This is a genomic window from Porphyromonas endodontalis (genome assembly GCF_052173515.1).
Classification (GTDB): domain Bacteria; phylum Bacteroidota; class Bacteroidia; order Bacteroidales; family Porphyromonadaceae; genus Porphyromonas; species Porphyromonas endodontalis_A.
In genome coordinates this window covers 26,195-43,578 of sequence record NZ_JBQMYL010000013.1, presented here as the reverse complement: position 1 = coordinate 43,578, position 17,384 = coordinate 26,195, and the positions used below count along the sequence as shown (strand labels likewise).

The following is a 17,384-nucleotide window of genomic DNA, read 5'->3' as shown; positions in this document are numbered from 1 at the left end:
ATACTTACGAAAAAGAGGGCAAAAAGCTCCCAAATATTGCTACCTTTGCCTTGGTTACCTACCCAAAAGAGAGCCCGAGGAGCGGAGGCATTTACCGATCAAATTCTACCTCCCTGGGCAAGGCTGTAACCTAGCCGGAGTCTCTCCGAGGGAGGTCAAAACCCGATTCTCTACATAAGGAATGCTGTTCTCTCTCCCTAGAGAGGCGTGCATCCACCCAAAGTTCTCCCCATCCCTCCTAAATATCCCGGAGAGGAGGGAACACAACGAGAAGTTTATTTATCGCTCTTCTCCCCTCACACCCCACTAAGAAAGAGGGGAAAAGAAAGAAGAGTACGTGTATACATTTTATTATCTATTTTACGATGAATTGGAAGATCAGGAAGCCGACCCCACAAGAGGAGCTGTGCTATAGCTTAGAAGCTCGCCCCTATGCCACCCAAGAAGTTGCTCTCAAATGGTTTAGCATCGAAGGGAACATTACCAGCAACCCCAAGCAAAATGCCGTGCGCAATATGCGCAACTACATCAAAAGACATCGCGACCTGCAAGAAGCCCTTGCCCGTGAGGGGTACCGCTCGTACATGCGCAGCCTATCCCCCGTGTTGGTACAGCTCATTGTGACTCATCGCTCCAAGATGAAAGTGATCATAACCCCTATCGGTTTGGAGCATAGTTAGATTCGCCTTTATAGGGGCACAGAGAGGGCTCTCTCATTGGCAAGAAATTGCTACCTTTGCAGGCGGAGTATTCCTCTCATAAATTAAAAGAGATTCGAAGTAATAAAAAGCAATGACAGACGATTCGTTACCGCCGCAGACTTCAGACGATAAGTCGCCCATAGGCATAAAGTGCAGCGACCCAACAAGGCGAGAGAGCGTCTATCATGCTATTACGCTCGCCTCATTATAGATAGGAAGAGAACGGAGGGCTATCCCAAGAGAAAGCCTACCCGCAAAAGCTCTCTCCCCCCAAAGATGAATCTATAATTAGGGCTCCGAGCCTGCCTAATGCCCTGCTCTCTAAGAAGAGAATGAGGCATTTATTCTTATCGTCTACGCACTTTACGACAAAAACGTGCATTCCCTTCTCACGAAAAAAAGACTATGCGTAGATACTTTTACCCCGAAAAAGGCTTTGTTGAGACCGACACCCTACACGAGGGTTGCTGGATGAAAGTGGTAAGCCCCACAACAGAAGACCTCGACTTCTTGACCAACGACCTAGGCATCCCCGAGTCGTTCATCGCCGACATTGCCGACGCCGACGAGCGTCCTCGTACAGAAGAAGAAGAGGGCTGGAACCTAACCATTGTGCGCATCCCCATCGTGGCAGCCGACTCCGCCACGCCCTATACCACCATCCCCATAGGTATCATTTACTCCCCCGAGCGGCACATTATGATAACGGTGTGCTACCACCGCACGCAGTTGATGCCCGATTTTATTGGGCACAACCGGCGCAAAAAGATTGTGGTAACGAGCGAGACGGATTTCATTTTCCGCCTCGTACACAGCTCGGCAGTATGGTTCCTAAAGTACCTCAAGCAGATAAGTTCGCTTATCATGGAAGCGGAAGAGGCTCTCGAGAGCAGCGTGCGCAACGAAGACCTTTTGCAGCTTATGAAGCTACAAAAGTGCCTCGTATACTTTAGTACTTCCATCCGAGGCAACGAAGCGGTTATCAACAAGTTACAGGGAAGCCGACGCAGCATCGGATACGACGAAGACCTTGCAGAAGACGTTAGTATTGAGCTCAAGCAGGCCTACAATACCGTGACCATCCATGCCGAAATCCTAACGGGGACGATGGATGCTTTTGCCAGCGTTATCTCCAACAATGTGAACACGATCATGAAGCGAATGACCAGTGTTTCCATCCTTCTCATGCTCCCCACCCTTATTGCCAGCCTATACGGGATGAACGTGCCCAACGGGCTGGAGCATTCTCCCATCGCCTTTTGGGGGTTGGTAGTTATTGCCGTTGTTATCTCGGTAGGTGCCTTCTTCCTTCTCAAACGCATCAAATGGTTTTAAGACAATAACAGAAAACGAATACACATATATATGATCACGATCAACGACCTCTGCATCCAATTTGGCAAACGCATCCTGTTTCAGGATGTCAATCTCAAATTCACACCCGGCAATTGCTACGGTATCATTGGAGCCAATGGAGCAGGAAAGTCTACTCTACTTCGTGCCATTAGTGGGCAAATAGACCCTACTCGTGGCAGCATTTCTTTGGGACCCGGCGAGCGTCTCAGCGTGCTTAGTCAGGACCACTTTGCCTTCGATGAGTTTACCGTCCTCAACACCGTTTTGATGGGACACAGCACACTATGGGAGGTGATGGAGGAGAAAAATGCCATCTATGCCAAGGAGGATTTTTCTGACGAAGACGGCAATCGCGTGGCAGAATTGGAAGAGCAATTCGCCAACCTAGACGGCTGGAATGCCGAGAGTGATGCGGCAGCTCTTCTCAGCGGGCTTGGAATCAAAGAAGATCTCCACTACCAACTCATGAAGGATATTAGCGGTAAGCAAAAAGTGCGTGTGCTACTCGCTCGTGCCCTCTTTGGTAAACCCGACAACCTTTTGCTGGACGAACCTACCAACGACCTCGACCTCGATACCGTAGGATGGCTCGAAGATTATCTTGCAGAAACAGAGAGTACCGTACTCGTCGTGAGCCACGACCGCCACTTCCTCGACGCCGTTTCCACCCACACCATTGACATCGACTTTGGCAAGGTGCGCCAGTTTGCCGGGAACTATTCCTTCTGGTACGAATCAAGCCAATTAGCCCTCCGCCAGCAGCAACAGCAGAATAAAAAGAACGAAGAGAAGCGCAAAGAGCTCGAAGAATTCATCCGCCGCTTTAGTGCCAACGTGGCCAAGAGTAAGCAGACAACCAGTCGTAAAAAGATGCTCGAGAAGCTCAACGTGGATGAGATTGTGGCCTCCTCTCGCCGCTACCCCGGGATTATATTCCAACCCGAGCGTGAGCCGGGCAACCGCATTCTAGAGGTCAAGGGGCTCACCGCAAGCATCGAAGGGCAAATCCTTTTCCAGGACCTCAACTTCAATGTGGAGCAGGGCGACAAGATCGTTTTCATCAGCCGCGACCCTCGTGCCATGACAGCTCTTTTTGAGATTATCAACGACAATCGCAAAGCCGACTCGGGTACATTCGAATGGGGGCAGACCATTACCAAAGCCTATCTTCCTCTGGATAATACCAACTTCTTCAATACCGACATGAACTTGATAGAGTGGCTCGGGCAGTTCGCTCAGGATACCAACGACGTCTATATCAAGGGATTCCTCGGGCGTATGCTCTTCAGTGGAGAGGAAGTCAATAAGAGCGCTTCGGTACTCTCCGGGGGAGAAAAGATGCGTTGTATGATCTCCAAAATGATGCTTCCCCCGGGAGCTAACGTGCTCGTACTGGATACCCCCACCAACCACCTTGACCTAGAGTCCATCCAAGCCTTCAATAATACGCTCATCGGATTCAAGGGGAATGTCCTCTTCAGCAGCCACGACCACGAGTTTATTCGCACCGTTGCCAATCGTGTAATTGAGCTAGGCCCCAAGGGCAGCATTGACAAGATTATCAATTACGACGACTATATCAGCGATACCTCGCTACTCGAGCGTCGTGAGGCTATCTATTAATTATCAAGAATGCCATATCCTATGAAAAGAACTATCCTCAGCCTCCTCGCAGCCGTTTCGCTTGCCATACCCGCACATGCAACAGGCTACAGCGATGGAAATCCAACCCAACAGACTTCTCAATCCTCTATGATGACTCCGGAAATGCTCCTTACCATGGCTCGGATAGGAGGCTTCTCTCTCTCCCCCAATGGCAAACAAGTTGTGTACAGTGTGAGCCTACCAAGCATCCAAGACAACAAGGCAAAGACGCAACTTTTCCTTGTCAATAGCGATGGTTCGGGTCGCAAAGCGCTCACCGACGGCACGCGCACAGCAGTCTCTCCTCGCTGGATCGAAGGCGGGAAGCGCATTGCCTATCTTACGGTTATTGAGGGCGAGATGCAACTTGTCAGCATCCTACCCGATGGCACCGACCAGCGTCAAGTAACCCGCATCCCCGGGGGAATCACCGGATACCTCTACAGCCAAGACGGTAAGCAACTCGTGTACACAGCGGACATCAAACTCCCCAACGAAGCAAAAGATCGCAACCCCGATCTCGATAAAATCTCGGGGCGTGTCATTACCGATCTTATGTACAAGCATTGGGATGAATGGGTAGAAACCGCTCCGCACACCTTCGTTGCCTCTCTCTCTCAGCAGCCCATTACACAAGGGAAAGACCTACTAGAGGGCGAACTATTCGAGGCTCCCATGAAGCCCCACAGCGACGAGAGCGACATCGCCATTACCCCCGATGGTAAAGGGATTGCCTACGCTAGTCGTAAAAAAATGGGCTTGGAATACAGCATCTCTACCAACTCAGACATCTATTACTACGACCTCACAACCGGCACTACTACCAACCTAACCGAGGGTATGATGGGCTACGATACACATCCCTCCTTCTCCCCGGATGGTAAGTACATCATATGGTGTAGCATGGAGCGCGATGGGTACGAGTCGGATCTGATCCGCCTTTTCCTCCTCGATAGAACCACGGGCGAGAAGACCTATCTAACCGAGGGGTTTGAGTACAACGTAGAGCAACCCACCTGGAGCCAAGACGGCAAGAGCATCTACTTTATTGCTTGTGTAGAAGCCGAGTCGCACCTATACGAACTCACGCTCAAGAACAAGAAAATCCGCCGCATCACCCAAGGACAGATGGACTATGTGGGCTTCGACCTACAGGGCACGACGCTCGTTGCAGCACGCCAATCCATGCTGGCCCCAACCGACCTCTACCGCATTGACCTCAAAAAAGGAACGGCTACGGCTATTACAAAGGAGAACGAATCGACACTCGCTCAGCTGGGAGACATTCGTTGCGAAAAGCGTTGGATGAATACCACCAATGGCGAAAAGATGCTCGTATGGGTACTCTATCCCGCCAATTTTGATGCCTCAAAAAAATATCCCTCAATCCTATATTGCCAAGGAGGGCCACAGAGCACCATCAGTCAATTCTGGTCCTATCGCTGGAATCCTCGCATCATCGCGGAGAACGGATATATCGTAATTCTCCCCAATCGTCACGGCGTTCCCGGATTCGGCAAGGCTTGGAACGAACAAATTAGTGGCGACTACGGCGGTCAGAACATGCGCGACTACCTAACGGCTGCCGATGAAATGAAGAAAGAACCCTACATAGATCCCAACGGGATGGGCTGTGTAGGTGCCAGCTATGGAGGCTTCTCGGTATATTGGCTTGCAGGTCATCACGAAAAGCGATTCAACTGCTTTATTGCCCATGCCGGCATCTTCAATTTGGAAGCTCAATACCTCGAAACGGAGGAGAAATGGTTTGCCAATTGGGATATGGGAGGTGCTCCTTGGGAAAAATCCAATGCAACCGCACAACGCACCTTTGCCACCTCGCCTCATCTCTTCGTGGATAAATGGGATACGCCCATACTTATCATTCACGGAGAGCGAGACTACCGCATCTTGGCGTCACAAGGGATGATGGCTTTTGACGCAGCTCGTATGCATGGCGTTCCCACCGAGATGTTGCTCTATCCCGACGAGAATCACTGGGTGCTCCAACCCCAGAATGCGGTACTTTGGCAGCGCACATTCTTCCGTTGGCTAGGCCGCTGGCTCAAAAAATAATCCTTTATAAACCGTACAAACATGGGGCGTACCAAGATCTTTTGCTTGGTATGTGCCCCTGTTTTTTATTCCTATGATTAAGAATATCATCTTCGACTTTGGAGGAGTTCTTGTCGACCTCGACAGAGACGAAGCCGCCAGACGTTTTTTAAGCCTCGGGGTACACGACATAGAAGATCTGCTTGATCCCTACCTACAACGAGGGGTTTTTCTAGAGCTTGAGCGGGGTACTTACTCTGCCTCTCGCTTCGAGGATCTCCTAAACGAGCAGTACCATCTCTCCCTCACACATCAGCAGGTAAGCTGGGCTGTGCAGGGGTTTATCAAAGAGGTCCCTCTCTATAAGTACGACGATCTCCGTGAGTTGCGCAAAAAGTACTACCTCGGAATCCTAAGCAACACCAACCCCTACATTCTCGAAATGGTAGAGGCTCCCGGCTTCCTTCCCAATGGAGGTTCGCTCCCCCAAATGGTAGATCACATCTACGCCTCCTGCCGCATGGGGCTTCTAAAGCCAAGCCCCGAAATATACCAAAAGATGCTCTCCGAAGGCCAAATGAAGCCCGAAGAGACTCTTTTTGTAGACGATGGGATAGCGAACGTAGAGGCGGCTCAAGCTCTCGGCATCCACTCCCTTCTCGTAAAAAACACTGAAGATTGGCATGACGCCCTACAAGACATGCTCAATCAGCTGGAGAAGTAACCCACTAACTCTCTAAGAGACAAGGAAGTAAGATATAAGCAAGAAAAATATTTTTGCTCTGTGAGATCTAAAATAGTTGCATATCAAAAGTTTGTAGTAACTTTGCAGAGTATTTGCTGGAGTTACCCACTAAAGGGGATCGTCTGGCAGTTTTGTGTATCTACATTTGAGTGAGAATATAGAACAAAGAAATAGTATTATTAATTAAGAAGAAAATGAAAAAGGTATTTGGTATCATCGCTCTTTCTATGGCTCTTTTTGCCTGCGGTGGCAACAAAAACGAAGAAACAACTGACACAACTGCTACTGTTGTAGAAGAAGTTGTAACTCCTACTCTTCAAATGGGTGAATGGAAGGCTGGTGAAGTATCTCTTACCCTCAACGAAGATGCGTCTTTCATCTTTGTTGAAGGTGAAAAGAAAACTGAAGGTACTTATGCTTTCAACGCAGAAACCAAGGAACTTACCCTTACTCCTAAAGAAGGTGAGCCTATGGTTTTGAACCTCACCGAAGCTGGTCTTGAACCTGCTGTTAAGGAAGAAGGCGCTGCTCCTGTAGTATTTGTAGCTCCCGCTCCTGTAGTAGAAGCTCCCGCTGCTGAAGAAGCTCCTGCACAATAAGAAAGGAATCTAATCACCCTCTGTCTCTCCACTCTGAGAGACTTGGGAAAAGATAAACTTTAAGCGACCGCTACTCCTCTCTGTGAGGGGTAGCGGTTGCTCTTTTCTAGGGAGAAGATAGACGCCCAAACCCTTAGCGAAAAAAATCTACGCCCTAAGGTGTACAATATATAATCCATATTTTGTACTTTTGCAGCGGAAAAGGAGAGAGGGCGTTTAGGCCCGTAGGATAATCTCCACAGCTCCCAAGAGAGGGGCTGATTTCGATAATAGGAAAAAGAAGGGAGCCCATTCCCAAAAAGCCGAGGTGAACGCTAGTGGTCTATATGCGTTAGACACCATACGTAAACATCGTGAGGTAAACAAAGAAGGGGCTCCATATTATAAAAGACAATTTTAATAAATCAATCATTATGATGAAGAAGATGATGGGCATCGTTGCCCTCTCAATGATGTTGTTTGCCTGCGGTGGCAACAAGAACGAAGAAACGACAGACACAACTGCAACTGTTGTAGAAGAAGTAGTAGCTCCCGAACTCCAAATGGGTGAGTACAAGGCTACATTCCCTATGGCAGACAAGGGCACTGCTGAAGAAGCTACTCTCGTAATCAAAGAAGGCAACCTCTGCGACTACAAGACTTCTACAGAAGACCTCAAGGATGTACCTTACACTTTTGCTGAAGGCAAGCTCACTTTTGCTGACAAGGCTTTCGAAGTAGAAAACGGTATGATCTACATCCTCGATCAAGAAGGTAAGCGTGCTAACGTAGAAGGTTCTCAAGAATACATCTTCATGCTCGTTCCTGCTGAAGCACCTGCAGAAGCTGCTCCTGCAAAGTAAGAAACCCAACAAATATCCCCTAGCCATCTAGCGGGATAGAAGGTAAGCTGATCGCTGCGCCCTTTCTCTATTAGGGCGTGGCGATCTTCTGTTTATGGGGCTACCCCTAGACTCTTGGAGCCATGAACTAACTAGAGAACAGCCCCCAAGGGGAAAGGGAGAGACGGCAGATAGGGTACCCCTTTTCGCCTAAGACTCTCCTCGCTCCTCGCCCAAAACACCCGGACACTTCGGGCAAAAACCTTTTCGTTTCTGCTCCACTCCTCTCCAAATCTCAGTCAACTTCCCCCAAGAAACCACCCTCCTACGCGAGGAAAAGATATACAGATGCATATATCTATCAGAAAATCAAACTAATAAGTTTTCACAAAAGGGAAAGGGGTTACGACTTGCCAACGAGCGGACTTCTTTTCCCTTCTGCCTTTTGCAATGCCTCAATGAACACTTGTTTTGATGCGTTAAAAGTACTGATTATTCGATGAAAAACAGCTGAAATTAAAGAAATTCGTTGCCTCAGTCAAACAATATCCTAAATCCTTCGTCTATAAGCTGCTATATGTAGTATCTTTGCCCTATAGTTATTAAGACAGAGTATGTTGTTTCGTCTTCTTGCCCTGTGGATTTGCCTTATGACGACTTCGCTCCATGCTGTTGGGGCGAGGGCTGTTGCTATGGCAAATGGTATAGAGCGAAGGATGAGGGCCACTTACACTGATGGCAAGGCGTACAGCATCTTAACAGACCAACTCGGCACGCCGACAGAGGCTTACAACGCAGAGGGCGAAGAGGTGTGGTCGCGTAGGCTCGACACGAACGGGAATATATTCGAGGAGAAGTACAACCAATATGCTCCTTACAGCGATCAGATATGGATACCATTCCTATTCCAAGGGCAGTTCTATATTAAACCAAGGACACAATGTTATACGGAATAGATATTTTCTCAGGTGCAGGAGGTTTGAGCCTTGGTGCAGAAATGGCTGGAATACAAATCAGCTATGGAATTGAAATAAATCCAAGTGCAGCTAAATCATTTATCCGAAATCATAAAGGGGCAAAAGTTCTTCAAGGAGACATCAAAGACATTGACCCATCAAAACTCAAAGAAAGCAATGATCCAGTATTCATCATTATGGGTGGACCTCCTTGCCAAGGATTTTCGCTCTCGAATACTCGTACACGAAATATGCAGAATGAGAAGAACTTCTTGTTCTTGGAGTTCGTGCGTTTTGTTCAGGAGTTGAAACCAACTTGGTTCGTTCTTGAAAATGTGTGGGGCTTAACCAACATGGAAGAGGGTAAAACCAAGAACATGATTGAAGATTGTTTCAGAGCTTTAGGTTATGAGGTAAATTCTCAGGTGCTGTGGGCTTCTGATTATGGTGTTCCCCAAAATAGAAACCGTTTCTTCATGGTGGGCAATCGTCATGGAATAAAGTTTGAATTTCCAAAACCATTTGAGAAGAAGATTACGGTCGAAGAAGCTATTGGAGATTTGCCTGATTTGGGAAATGGCGAGATGCTCGAAAAGGGCAAATATAAAGTTCCTCGTTCAGAAGCAAGTGAGTACGCTCAGCTTATGCGAGAGCGTTCTCATTACCCAACTCAGAATTTTGTTTCATGTAATAATGACCTTGTAATTCAGCGCTATAAATACATAAAGCAAGGACAGAACTGGCGTGCAATCCCAGATGAACTGATGCAGAACTATGCAGACAAAGGACGAACTCATAGTGGCATTTACAAACGTCTTATTGCCGACCAACCGTCTGTGGTAATCTCTAACTACAGAAAGAGTATGCTCATTCACCCTTCTCAAGACAGAGGTTTGTCTGTACGTGAAGCCGCACGTTTGCAGAGTTTCCCTGATGACTTCTATTTCGAAGGCCCTATCTCTCACATCCAGCAACAGATAGGTAATGCCGTACCACCACTACTTGCAAAAGTAGTATTTGACCAGATTATAAAAATATCTCGTCACAATGGCCAAAGATAGAGAAAACATACCAGTAGCACCAACCTTAATGGGTTCCCTCAGATCGATGGGGTATTCCTTTGAATCTGCGGTAGCCGATGTTATTGATAATAGCATCAGCGCACATGCTACATTCGTAAAAGTACTCTTTCCAACCAATCCACTTGAACCGACAGCTGTAGGCATTTTGGATGATGGTGAAGGAATGAGTGATGAAAAACTGTTTGATGCGATGCGTTATGGTAGCATGGCATCAGAAGCAGAACGTGACGAAGATGACCTTGGTCGTTTCGGCATGGGCATGAAGGCTGCTTCCCTCTCGCAATGTAGAAATTTGACGGTTGTAAGTTATAGTAAAGGAAAACGAAGTGCCTACACTTGGGATTACGTTTACATCCAGAAAAAACAGAAATGGATAATCCAAGAGCTTACGTCGCAGGAAATAGACAAACTTCCATACGTTCGCCAGATTACCAAGCAAGCTAAAGGCACACTTGTTATCTGGAGCGACTTTGATGTTTTGTCAAAATCAAGCGATGGTCAAGTTTACGAAACCCTTGTTGATCTAAAGAAATCACTCGACAAAGCTCTCGCACTTATTTTCCACAGATTCCTTTCTGCCACAGGTAGTGCTAAACTCGAAATTCAGATAAACAATCAGGGCGTAAAGCCGCTTGATCCATTCCTCGAACGTCATTCAAAAACTTCAAGAAAGAAGGAACGAACCATAGCAATCAACGATAGTGAAGGAGTTGAGCGTTTGATTCATGTAAAACCATTTGTCCTTCCTTTTGCTACCGATCTTTCTGATAACGACAAGAAGTTAATTGGAGGTATAGAAAACCTGCGAGCAAAGCAAGGATTCTACGTTTACCGAAATAATCGTCTCATTATCTGGGGTACTTGGTTTGGTATGAAGCAACGTGCAGAGTTGACAAAGAACGCTCGAATACGTGTTGATATTCCTAATACCCTGGATGACATATGGGGTATTGACATTAAGAAGCAAAATGCTTCTATCCCTAAGCGTATTCTTAATCAGTTGCGCAAAACGGTAGTTGATGCACTCGAAGCATCCGTTAATCAGCAAACTTACAGAGGAAGATCTGCAAAGATTGACGATGACACAGATTACATCTGGGATAGAAAAGAAGGTCGCAACCAGATGTTCTATTACCAGATAAACAGAGAAAGCAAACTCTTTCAGTTTGTCAAGGGAAAAATGTCTGAAGAGGATTACAACTATCTTGAAATGCTGGTAACAGAGATTGAGAACAACATCCCAACTCAGCAAATGTACATTGACAAATCAAATGAAGCAATTACTGCAGAAGAAACAGATAGTCGCTTTGATGATGTCTTCCAAATTGCCGTAACAATGGTAAGTACATTAAAGAGCGCAACGAATAGTACTACAGAAAGCATCATTAACGACCTGATGAAATCTGAGCCATTCTGCAAATATCAAAAGTTGAAGGATAAACTAACCGATAATTTCAAAGAAACCAATGACTGATGATTTATACCTTTCGTTGAAGCAAATAACATTTGGCTTCATCAATGCAGATAAAGCAGTTGGCAAAGAGGTGAAATTTGGAAACATTAACTCCTATATTGATAAAGCAATAACGTTGCTCCCGTTCACTTGTAATGAAGAGATAAGAAAACGTCTTTTCACGGATGTGGAGTATCAGTTCAAAATCACTCATGCCAAGGGAAATGTAATCTTTGATGATTATGACAATAGACAAGAGTGGTATTCCAATGAGGACATTGAGAATCCTTATTTCTGGAATAAATACAAGGCATTGCTTCTTGCCAACCCATCCTTCAACATAAAGAGTATAAATCTTCTAGATGAGGACACTCTTCCCAACATAATGAACTGTCTTGGAAATCCAAATGACAAGTTTGAAGGTAAAAGATTCCGCAGAGGTCTTATCATTGGTGACGTACAATCTGGCAAAACGGCAACATACTCAGGTTTGATTTGTAAGGCTACCGATGCTGGTTACAAAGTAGTCATACTGCTTGCCGGTATTACAGAAAGCCTTCGTCAGCAAACACAAGAGCGTATTGACGAAAGTATTATTGGCATTACTTACAAGAAGCAAGGTCGTACGGATTTGACTTCTCAACGTGTTGGTGTTGGCAAGGATAATCAGGAGCTCAGAGCGACTTCATTTACATCCTGCGTTAATGATTTCGTTGACGATCATGATAAAATTGCAATGTCGTTGAACTCACAGAAGTCTTTGGTCGTATTTGTCATTAAGAAGAACGTTTCCGTTTTGCAGAAGCTTCACAAGTGGCTTAAAGACCAAAATCTTGATCCAGTGAAGGGTTACATCGATATTCCTATGTTGTTGATTGACGATGAAGCAGATAATGCGTCTGTCAACACAAAGAAGGACGAAACTGACCCGACAAAGACAAATAAGCTGATACGTCAGATCTGTACGCTCTTTAAGGACACAACGTATGTGGGATTTACTGCTACACCATTTGCAAATGTGTTCATTGATCCAGACTCTGTGGACAGCATGAAAAACGCAGATTTGTTTCCAGAACACTTCATTTATGCCTTGGAAGCACCTTCTAATTACGTGGGTGCTCAAAAGATTTTTTATCCTGAAGGTCAGTTCTATCGCAACTTGCGCTACATTACCGATATTGAAGAGCCAGATTATACCTCGGAAGAATATCTTGACCAAGTTGATAATGACATTGATTCCCTAAATTCCGGAGGTTTCTATTATCGCCACAAGAAAGAATGGGATGGCGAATTGCCTGCTTCATTGACGGAAGCCATCTATTGCTTCTATCTGGCAAATGCCATTCGCGACCTTAGAGGGCAACATTCAGCACCCCGAAGTATGCTTATAAATATGAGCCGTTTCATCAAGGTGCAACGTGTAATAACTGAGCACGTAGAGCTCGTTCACGAAAAAGTCTTTGATGACATTCGCTTCAACTTTACCGACAATAACAAAGATAATAGGAAGTTACCTCTGTATCAAATATTCGAGAAGCTCTGGAAGAAGCATTTCTCGCATGTAACAGACATTACCTTTGATAGAGTTGTCCAGAAACAAACCATCATGGATGCGATTGAGAAGATTAAGGTGATGGTAGTCAATGGCTCTAAGCAAAGCAATAGACTTGATTATCGAACCAATAAATCACTTCGCGTAATTGCCGTTGGTGGCTTGGCTCTTTCTCGTGGTTTGACTCTCGAAGGTCTTCTTGTAAGCTATTTCTATAGGAATACCTCTACCTTTGATGTACTTATGCAGATGGGTAGATGGTTTGGCTATCGTAATGGCTATGACGACATTTTCCAGATATGGACAAGCCAGACAAGTGCAGAATGGTACGCTGAAATTGCACGCTCATCACAGGAGCTAAAAGATAATATCAAGAACATGTATGACCAACGTCTTACACCAAAAGACTTTGGCATAAAGGTTCGTGATAATTGTAATGAATTACAAATTACGGCTTCAAACAAGATGAGAACAGCAAGAGGTTTGGATTTGCGCTACTCATTCTATGGCAATATTTACGATACCCCCTACGTAAGTTTTAACATTGAGCACAATCGTAACAATTGGGAGGAAACTGCAATTCTTATTGACACATTGTTTAAGGGTGGTTATACATTGCGTTATACTGACCTCGTAGGAAAGGCAATCAAGGATGTAAATGACACTTCTGATAGTAGTTCACGCTTCTTTGAGAATGTTCCAAAGGAAACCATCATTGCGTTTATTGAAAAGATAAAGTGTTCGATGGCAAATGGAAATTTCAATGTGCCAAATATTCTTGAGTTTCTAAAAGATGCTGAGAATACTGGTATAGAGAATTGGGATGTTGTAATTGAAGGCGGTGAAAGCAAAGAACATGTCCGGTTTGACGGATTGCAAAATATAAGATGCGTCAAGCGTTCCATCTATTATGGTACTCGCAATGTTGTTCAGATAAGCTCACGCCGAAGAGCACTTAGTGGTAGTGCAGAAGGAAAATACGCACTCACGAAAGAACAGATAAAGTGCGCAGAAGATGAACATAGAAAAGGTAGCGGAGGTGAGAATACTCCGTTGAAGGCATACTTTGAATTCTTGCCAACACGTAAACCAATCTTCATCATTATGCCCATTCATCCTGTACCTGCAGAAACAGGTGAAGGAAAAGAAGAAAATCAGAAACTAACCAAGTTCAGAGAAGACCTAGGTAATGATCATATTATTGCCTTTGCAATCGGTTTACCAGGAGTGAAGGGAATAGAAAATGCTGTTCATTACAAAATAAATAAGGTCTACCAACGTCTTAATGTAGAAGATGCAGAAGAAGAGGAGGTTGATGATGCAGATTAAGATTTACACACTTCTATCTGGAGATTTCAAGGCAAGCCATTTCATTAGGATTGGTGAGAACCACAACATTAGTTTGTATGTGGGTAAAGACGAAATGGGGCGTTACGCTTTTGATTTCAGAGGTCGATTCAAGGTTGCTCGGACTAAGAGTTCTGAGGTAATCTCTGTTACTCACATCAATAGTGGGGATGAGAACTTTATACGTTTCTCGTTAGAGAATCCTGCGTTGCTCGAATACTTTTGCACCTTCTGTGAAGACCTGATTACCTCTACGCAAGTAATAAGCGATGACGAAACTGCTTATCAAACGCTTAGAGCTCGTTACTTCTCATGGAAGCAACTCTTTAAACCAAATCATGGCAATCTTACGGAGATTGAGGTGATGGGGCTTATTGGTGAGTTGCTCTTTCTTAGAGACGAAATGATTCCTACAAAGGGACTTGATGCTGCTCTTGAAAGCTGGATAGGACCAGAGAAAACCCACAAAGATTTCTCATACGACAATAACTGGTACGAGGTAAAGACCATCAACTTTGGCAAAGAGTCGGTTCATATTTCATCTATTGAACAACTTGATGGTAGTAATGAAGGGCATCTGACTGTGTACTCCTTGGAACGCATGAGTCCTTCATTCAACGGAATCAAGTTGAATGCTTTGGTGAACGAGTTAATTGCTACGATAAGACCTTCTCACTACAAAGAGACGTTTCTTGCGAAGCTGAGTTTATATGGATTTGATTTCTCGCCAGAGAATGATAATCTCGTTTACGACCTTAAATCGGTAGCGTCATACAGAGTAGATAATGCTGATTTCCCCAGAGTAACTAGAGATTTGCTTCCTGACCCAATTATAAAAGTACAATACGACATTAGACTCTCAGAAATAGAAAGGTTTAAAGTGTCATAACCTATAAAAACGCTGGCACAATGGAAATTGAAGAATACAGACAACAATTCATTGATGAACTGAGATTCAATGCGGAACATGAAGGCACAGAGCCCGAAACTCAGTTTATAGAGAAAACCCTTAATGACTTGGAAGAGGTTGGCGAGCTCAACGACCCAATTCCAATATCTGTGGAAATGCGAGGTTCAAGAAACCGCATTTTGGCATTTGATGCATATGCTTACGATGAAGCCGATGGCGCATTAGTGCTTATTGCAAGTGACTTCACAAATCAACGTGATACAGCTCCCACACTAACAAATACTCGTATTGAGGAGTTGTACGGTCGTATGTTGAACTTCGTAGAAGAAAGCGTACAAGGCAATATTAGAAAGTATTGTGATGACTCTGATCCTGCTCTTCTGATAGCGAACGAATTTAGAAAGAAGATAGGTAAGGGTATGCTCTCAACGGAAATTCTCCGTTTCAAGTTCTTCATTATTTCCAATGCAACATTGAGTAAACAGGTAAAGAATCTCAGCAAACCTGATTTACTTGAACGTCCTGTAGAACTGAATGTGTGGACGCTTGAACGTTTCTTCCAGACCTTTGCGTCAAACTCCAGCGAGATTATAGAGATCGACACTGCCGACTTTGACTGTCAGGGTATTCAATGTTTGAAGGCAGACCTTGGACAAGGTTCTGAGTATGACGCTTATCTTGGGATTGTCCCAGGTAAATTTCTTGCAGATATTTATCTGAAATATGGTAGTAAGTTGCTGCAAGGTAACGTTCGTGCATTCCTTAGTGTACGTGGAAAGGTAAACAAGGGTATTCGTGATACTATTATAAATCATCCCGAGAAATTCTTTACTTTCAACAATGGTATTGCTATTGTTGCTCGTTCCGTAACATTTTCGCCTGATGGTAGTCGTATTGTTCATTTCAAGGATCCTCAGATTATCAATGGCGGTCAGACAACGGCTTCACTTGCCAACGCAATTATCAAGAAAGAAGCTCGCTATGGTATGGATACGCTATTTGTTCCTATGAAGCTTACCGTACTCAATGTGGAAAACGACATGAGCGAAGAGCAAATTGAGCAGTACAACACCATTACAAAGACCATTTCTCAATGTGCCAATAGTCAGAATGCAGTTTCTGATGCTGACTTCTTCTCTAACCATCCGTTCCATGTTATGATGGAGAAGTTGTCACGTAAGGTTATGGCTCCTCCTGTTGATGGTAACCCATTCCAAACAATTTGGTTCTACGAGCGCTCACGAGGCAAATGGGAGCAGGAACAGATGAAACTGACAGTAGCGCAGAAGAAGAAATTCTGCGAGATGCATCCAAAAAATCAGGTTATCAAGAAGGAGAAACTGGCAAAGTGCTACAATGCCATCTTAATGAATCCTAATCAGGTGTGCCAGAGTTCTGCTATTAACTTCAGTCGTTTTGCGTCGGTTATTGAAAAGATTTATGAAGAGCAGCGTGACAGTATTAACGAAGATTTCTTCAAGAAGTGTGTTAGCTCTGTTATTCTGTTTGATTCACTCGATAGCTTAGTCGGGAAGGCTTCTTGGTACCCAAAGGGTGGTAACAAGGCACAGATTGTACCTTATACAATTTCAAAGTTGATGACTCTTATTCCAAAGGATCGTGATCTTGATTGGTATTACATCTGGCAGAAGCAGTCTCTCTACCCAGAACTTGTAGAAGAACTGTTAAAACTTGCCTATGTAACCCACAACTTCCTCATGGATCAAGCTAACGGTGGTATTGTGCGTACGATCTCACGTACCCAGACCATTTGGAAGAATTTCCAAGATTACAAGTACACGCTCAGCGACAAGTTTATTGGGACACTCGCATCAATGGCAGAGAACAAGGCTATTGCACAATCAGCAAAGAAGGCACACAAGTTCAATTCAGACGTTGACGCTTCTGTAGAAGTATTCAAACGTGGGTCACAGTATTGGATGAAAGTTTACAATGACCTTGTCAAGGAAACCGTATTGTCTTATGGTGATTGCAGTTTCATCAAGGGAATTGCTGATTACATTACACGTGGGAACCTTCCGTCTTCCTCACAATGCAAGCGATTGCTGAAGATTGTAGCAAAGGCAGAAGATAAGGGTTACATTATGCCGAATTAATAATGTACCAAGTAAGATGGCAAAGGTAATTGCGTCCATTATCTTT

At 44.8% G+C, this 17,384-nt stretch carries 13 protein-coding genes; all 13 read left to right on the top strand.

Going from position 1 to position 17,384, the window contains the following annotated elements; all coding sequences use genetic code 11:
• Positions 1 to 365 precede the first annotated feature (365 nt).
• The 13 genes from ACTTHR_RS07065 to ACTTHR_RS07005 all read left to right on the top strand — a co-directional run bounded on the left by ACTTHR_RS07065 (position 366) and on the right by ACTTHR_RS07005 (position 17,338).
• Positions 366 to 680, top strand: coding sequence for a DUF4248 domain-containing protein (locus ACTTHR_RS07065; protein ID WP_424772836.1), 315 nt, complete (start codon positions 366 to 368; stop codon positions 678 to 680).
• A 426-nt stretch (positions 681 to 1,106) separates the two neighbouring features.
• Positions 1,107 to 2,036, top strand: a complete 930-nt coding sequence (locus ACTTHR_RS07060; protein ID WP_004332494.1) for a magnesium transporter CorA family protein — start codon at positions 1,107 to 1,109, stop codon at positions 2,034 to 2,036.
• Between the two features lie 30 nt (positions 2,037 to 2,066).
• On the top strand, positions 2,067 to 3,680 hold the full coding sequence (locus tag ACTTHR_RS07055; RefSeq protein WP_004332607.1) for an ABC-F family ATP-binding cassette domain-containing protein: 1,614 nt from the start codon (positions 2,067 to 2,069) through the stop codon (positions 3,678 to 3,680).
• Between the two features lie 21 nt (positions 3,681 to 3,701).
• Positions 3,702 to 5,777, top strand: coding sequence for a prolyl oligopeptidase family serine peptidase (locus ACTTHR_RS07050; RefSeq protein WP_442605663.1), 2,076 nt, complete (start codon positions 3,702 to 3,704; stop codon positions 5,775 to 5,777).
• A gap of 73 nt (positions 5,778 to 5,850) precedes the next feature.
• Positions 5,851 to 6,480: an HAD family hydrolase gene (locus ACTTHR_RS07045; RefSeq protein WP_442605662.1), complete on the top strand. Its 630-nt coding sequence runs from the start codon at positions 5,851 to 5,853 to the stop codon at positions 6,478 to 6,480.
• Between the two features lie 215 nt (positions 6,481 to 6,695).
• Positions 6,696 to 7,100, top strand: a complete 405-nt coding sequence (locus ACTTHR_RS07040; protein WP_004332602.1) for a lipocalin-like domain-containing protein — start codon at positions 6,696 to 6,698, stop codon at positions 7,098 to 7,100.
• A gap of 413 nt (positions 7,101 to 7,513) precedes the next feature.
• Positions 7,514 to 7,942, top strand: coding sequence for a hypothetical protein (locus ACTTHR_RS07035; RefSeq protein WP_314813758.1), 429 nt, complete (start codon positions 7,514 to 7,516; stop codon positions 7,940 to 7,942).
• A 593-nt stretch (positions 7,943 to 8,535) separates the two neighbouring features.
• Complete coding sequence (locus tag ACTTHR_RS07030; RefSeq protein WP_442605661.1) at positions 8,536 to 8,877, top strand: hypothetical protein; 342 nt, start codon at positions 8,536 to 8,538, stop codon at positions 8,875 to 8,877.
• On the top strand, positions 8,862 to 9,938 hold the full coding sequence (gene dcm, locus ACTTHR_RS07025; protein ID WP_442605660.1) for a DNA (cytosine-5-)-methyltransferase: 1,077 nt from the start codon (positions 8,862 to 8,864) through the stop codon (positions 9,936 to 9,938). Before ACTTHR_RS07030 ends, dcm begins: the two co-directional genes overlap by 16 nt.
• Complete coding sequence (locus ACTTHR_RS07020; RefSeq protein WP_442605659.1) at positions 9,925 to 11,433, top strand: ATP-binding protein; 1,509 nt, start codon at positions 9,925 to 9,927, stop codon at positions 11,431 to 11,433. The genes dcm and ACTTHR_RS07020 overlap by 14 nt, the downstream gene beginning before the upstream one ends.
• Positions 11,426 to 14,293 carry a Z1 domain-containing protein gene (locus ACTTHR_RS07015; RefSeq protein WP_442605658.1) on the top strand — a complete coding sequence of 956 codons (2,868 nt, stop codon included), beginning with the start codon at positions 11,426 to 11,428 and terminating at the stop codon, positions 14,291 to 14,293. The genes ACTTHR_RS07020 and ACTTHR_RS07015 overlap by 8 nt, the downstream gene beginning before the upstream one ends.
• Entirely contained in the window at positions 14,280 to 15,200 is a 921-nt protein-coding gene (locus tag ACTTHR_RS07010; protein ID WP_442605657.1) for a PD-(D/E)XK motif protein, read from the top strand. Before ACTTHR_RS07015 ends, ACTTHR_RS07010 begins: the two co-directional genes overlap by 14 nt.
• Positions 15,201 to 15,220: 20 nt before the next feature.
• Complete coding sequence (locus tag ACTTHR_RS07005) at positions 15,221 to 17,338, top strand: AIPR family protein (RefSeq protein ID WP_442605656.1); 2,118 nt, start codon at positions 15,221 to 15,223, stop codon at positions 17,336 to 17,338.
• Positions 17,339 to 17,384: the final 46 nt, after the last annotated feature.

Bases quoted from the DNA above. Each gene is read 5' to 3' on its own strand.
- ACTTHR_RS07065 (WP_424772836.1), top strand. From the start codon at position 366: ATGAATTGGAAGATCAGGAAGCCGACCCCACAAGAGGAGCTGTGCTAT.
- ACTTHR_RS07060 (WP_004332494.1), top strand. From the start codon at position 1,107: ATGCGTAGATACTTTTACCCCGAAAAAGGCTTTGTTGAGACCGACACC.
- ACTTHR_RS07055 (WP_004332607.1), top strand. From the start codon at position 2,067: ATGATCACGATCAACGACCTCTGCATCCAATTTGGCAAACGCATCCTG.
- ACTTHR_RS07050 (WP_442605663.1), top strand. From the start codon at position 3,702: ATGAAAAGAACTATCCTCAGCCTCCTCGCAGCCGTTTCGCTTGCCATA.
- ACTTHR_RS07045 (WP_442605662.1), top strand. From the start codon at position 5,851: ATGATTAAGAATATCATCTTCGACTTTGGAGGAGTTCTTGTCGACCTC.
- ACTTHR_RS07040 (WP_004332602.1), top strand. From the start codon at position 6,696: ATGAAAAAGGTATTTGGTATCATCGCTCTTTCTATGGCTCTTTTTGCC.
- ACTTHR_RS07035 (WP_314813758.1), top strand. From the start codon at position 7,514: ATGATGAAGAAGATGATGGGCATCGTTGCCCTCTCAATGATGTTGTTT.
- ACTTHR_RS07030 (WP_442605661.1), top strand. From the start codon at position 8,536: ATGTTGTTTCGTCTTCTTGCCCTGTGGATTTGCCTTATGACGACTTCG.
- dcm (WP_442605660.1), top strand. From the start codon at position 8,862: ATGTTATACGGAATAGATATTTTCTCAGGTGCAGGAGGTTTGAGCCTT.
- ACTTHR_RS07020 (WP_442605659.1), top strand. From the start codon at position 9,925: ATGGCCAAAGATAGAGAAAACATACCAGTAGCACCAACCTTAATGGGT.
- ACTTHR_RS07015 (WP_442605658.1), top strand. From the start codon at position 11,426: ATGACTGATGATTTATACCTTTCGTTGAAGCAAATAACATTTGGCTTC.
- ACTTHR_RS07010 (WP_442605657.1), top strand. From the start codon at position 14,280: ATGATGCAGATTAAGATTTACACACTTCTATCTGGAGATTTCAAGGCA.
- ACTTHR_RS07005 (WP_442605656.1), top strand. From the start codon at position 15,221: ATGGAAATTGAAGAATACAGACAACAATTCATTGATGAACTGAGATTC.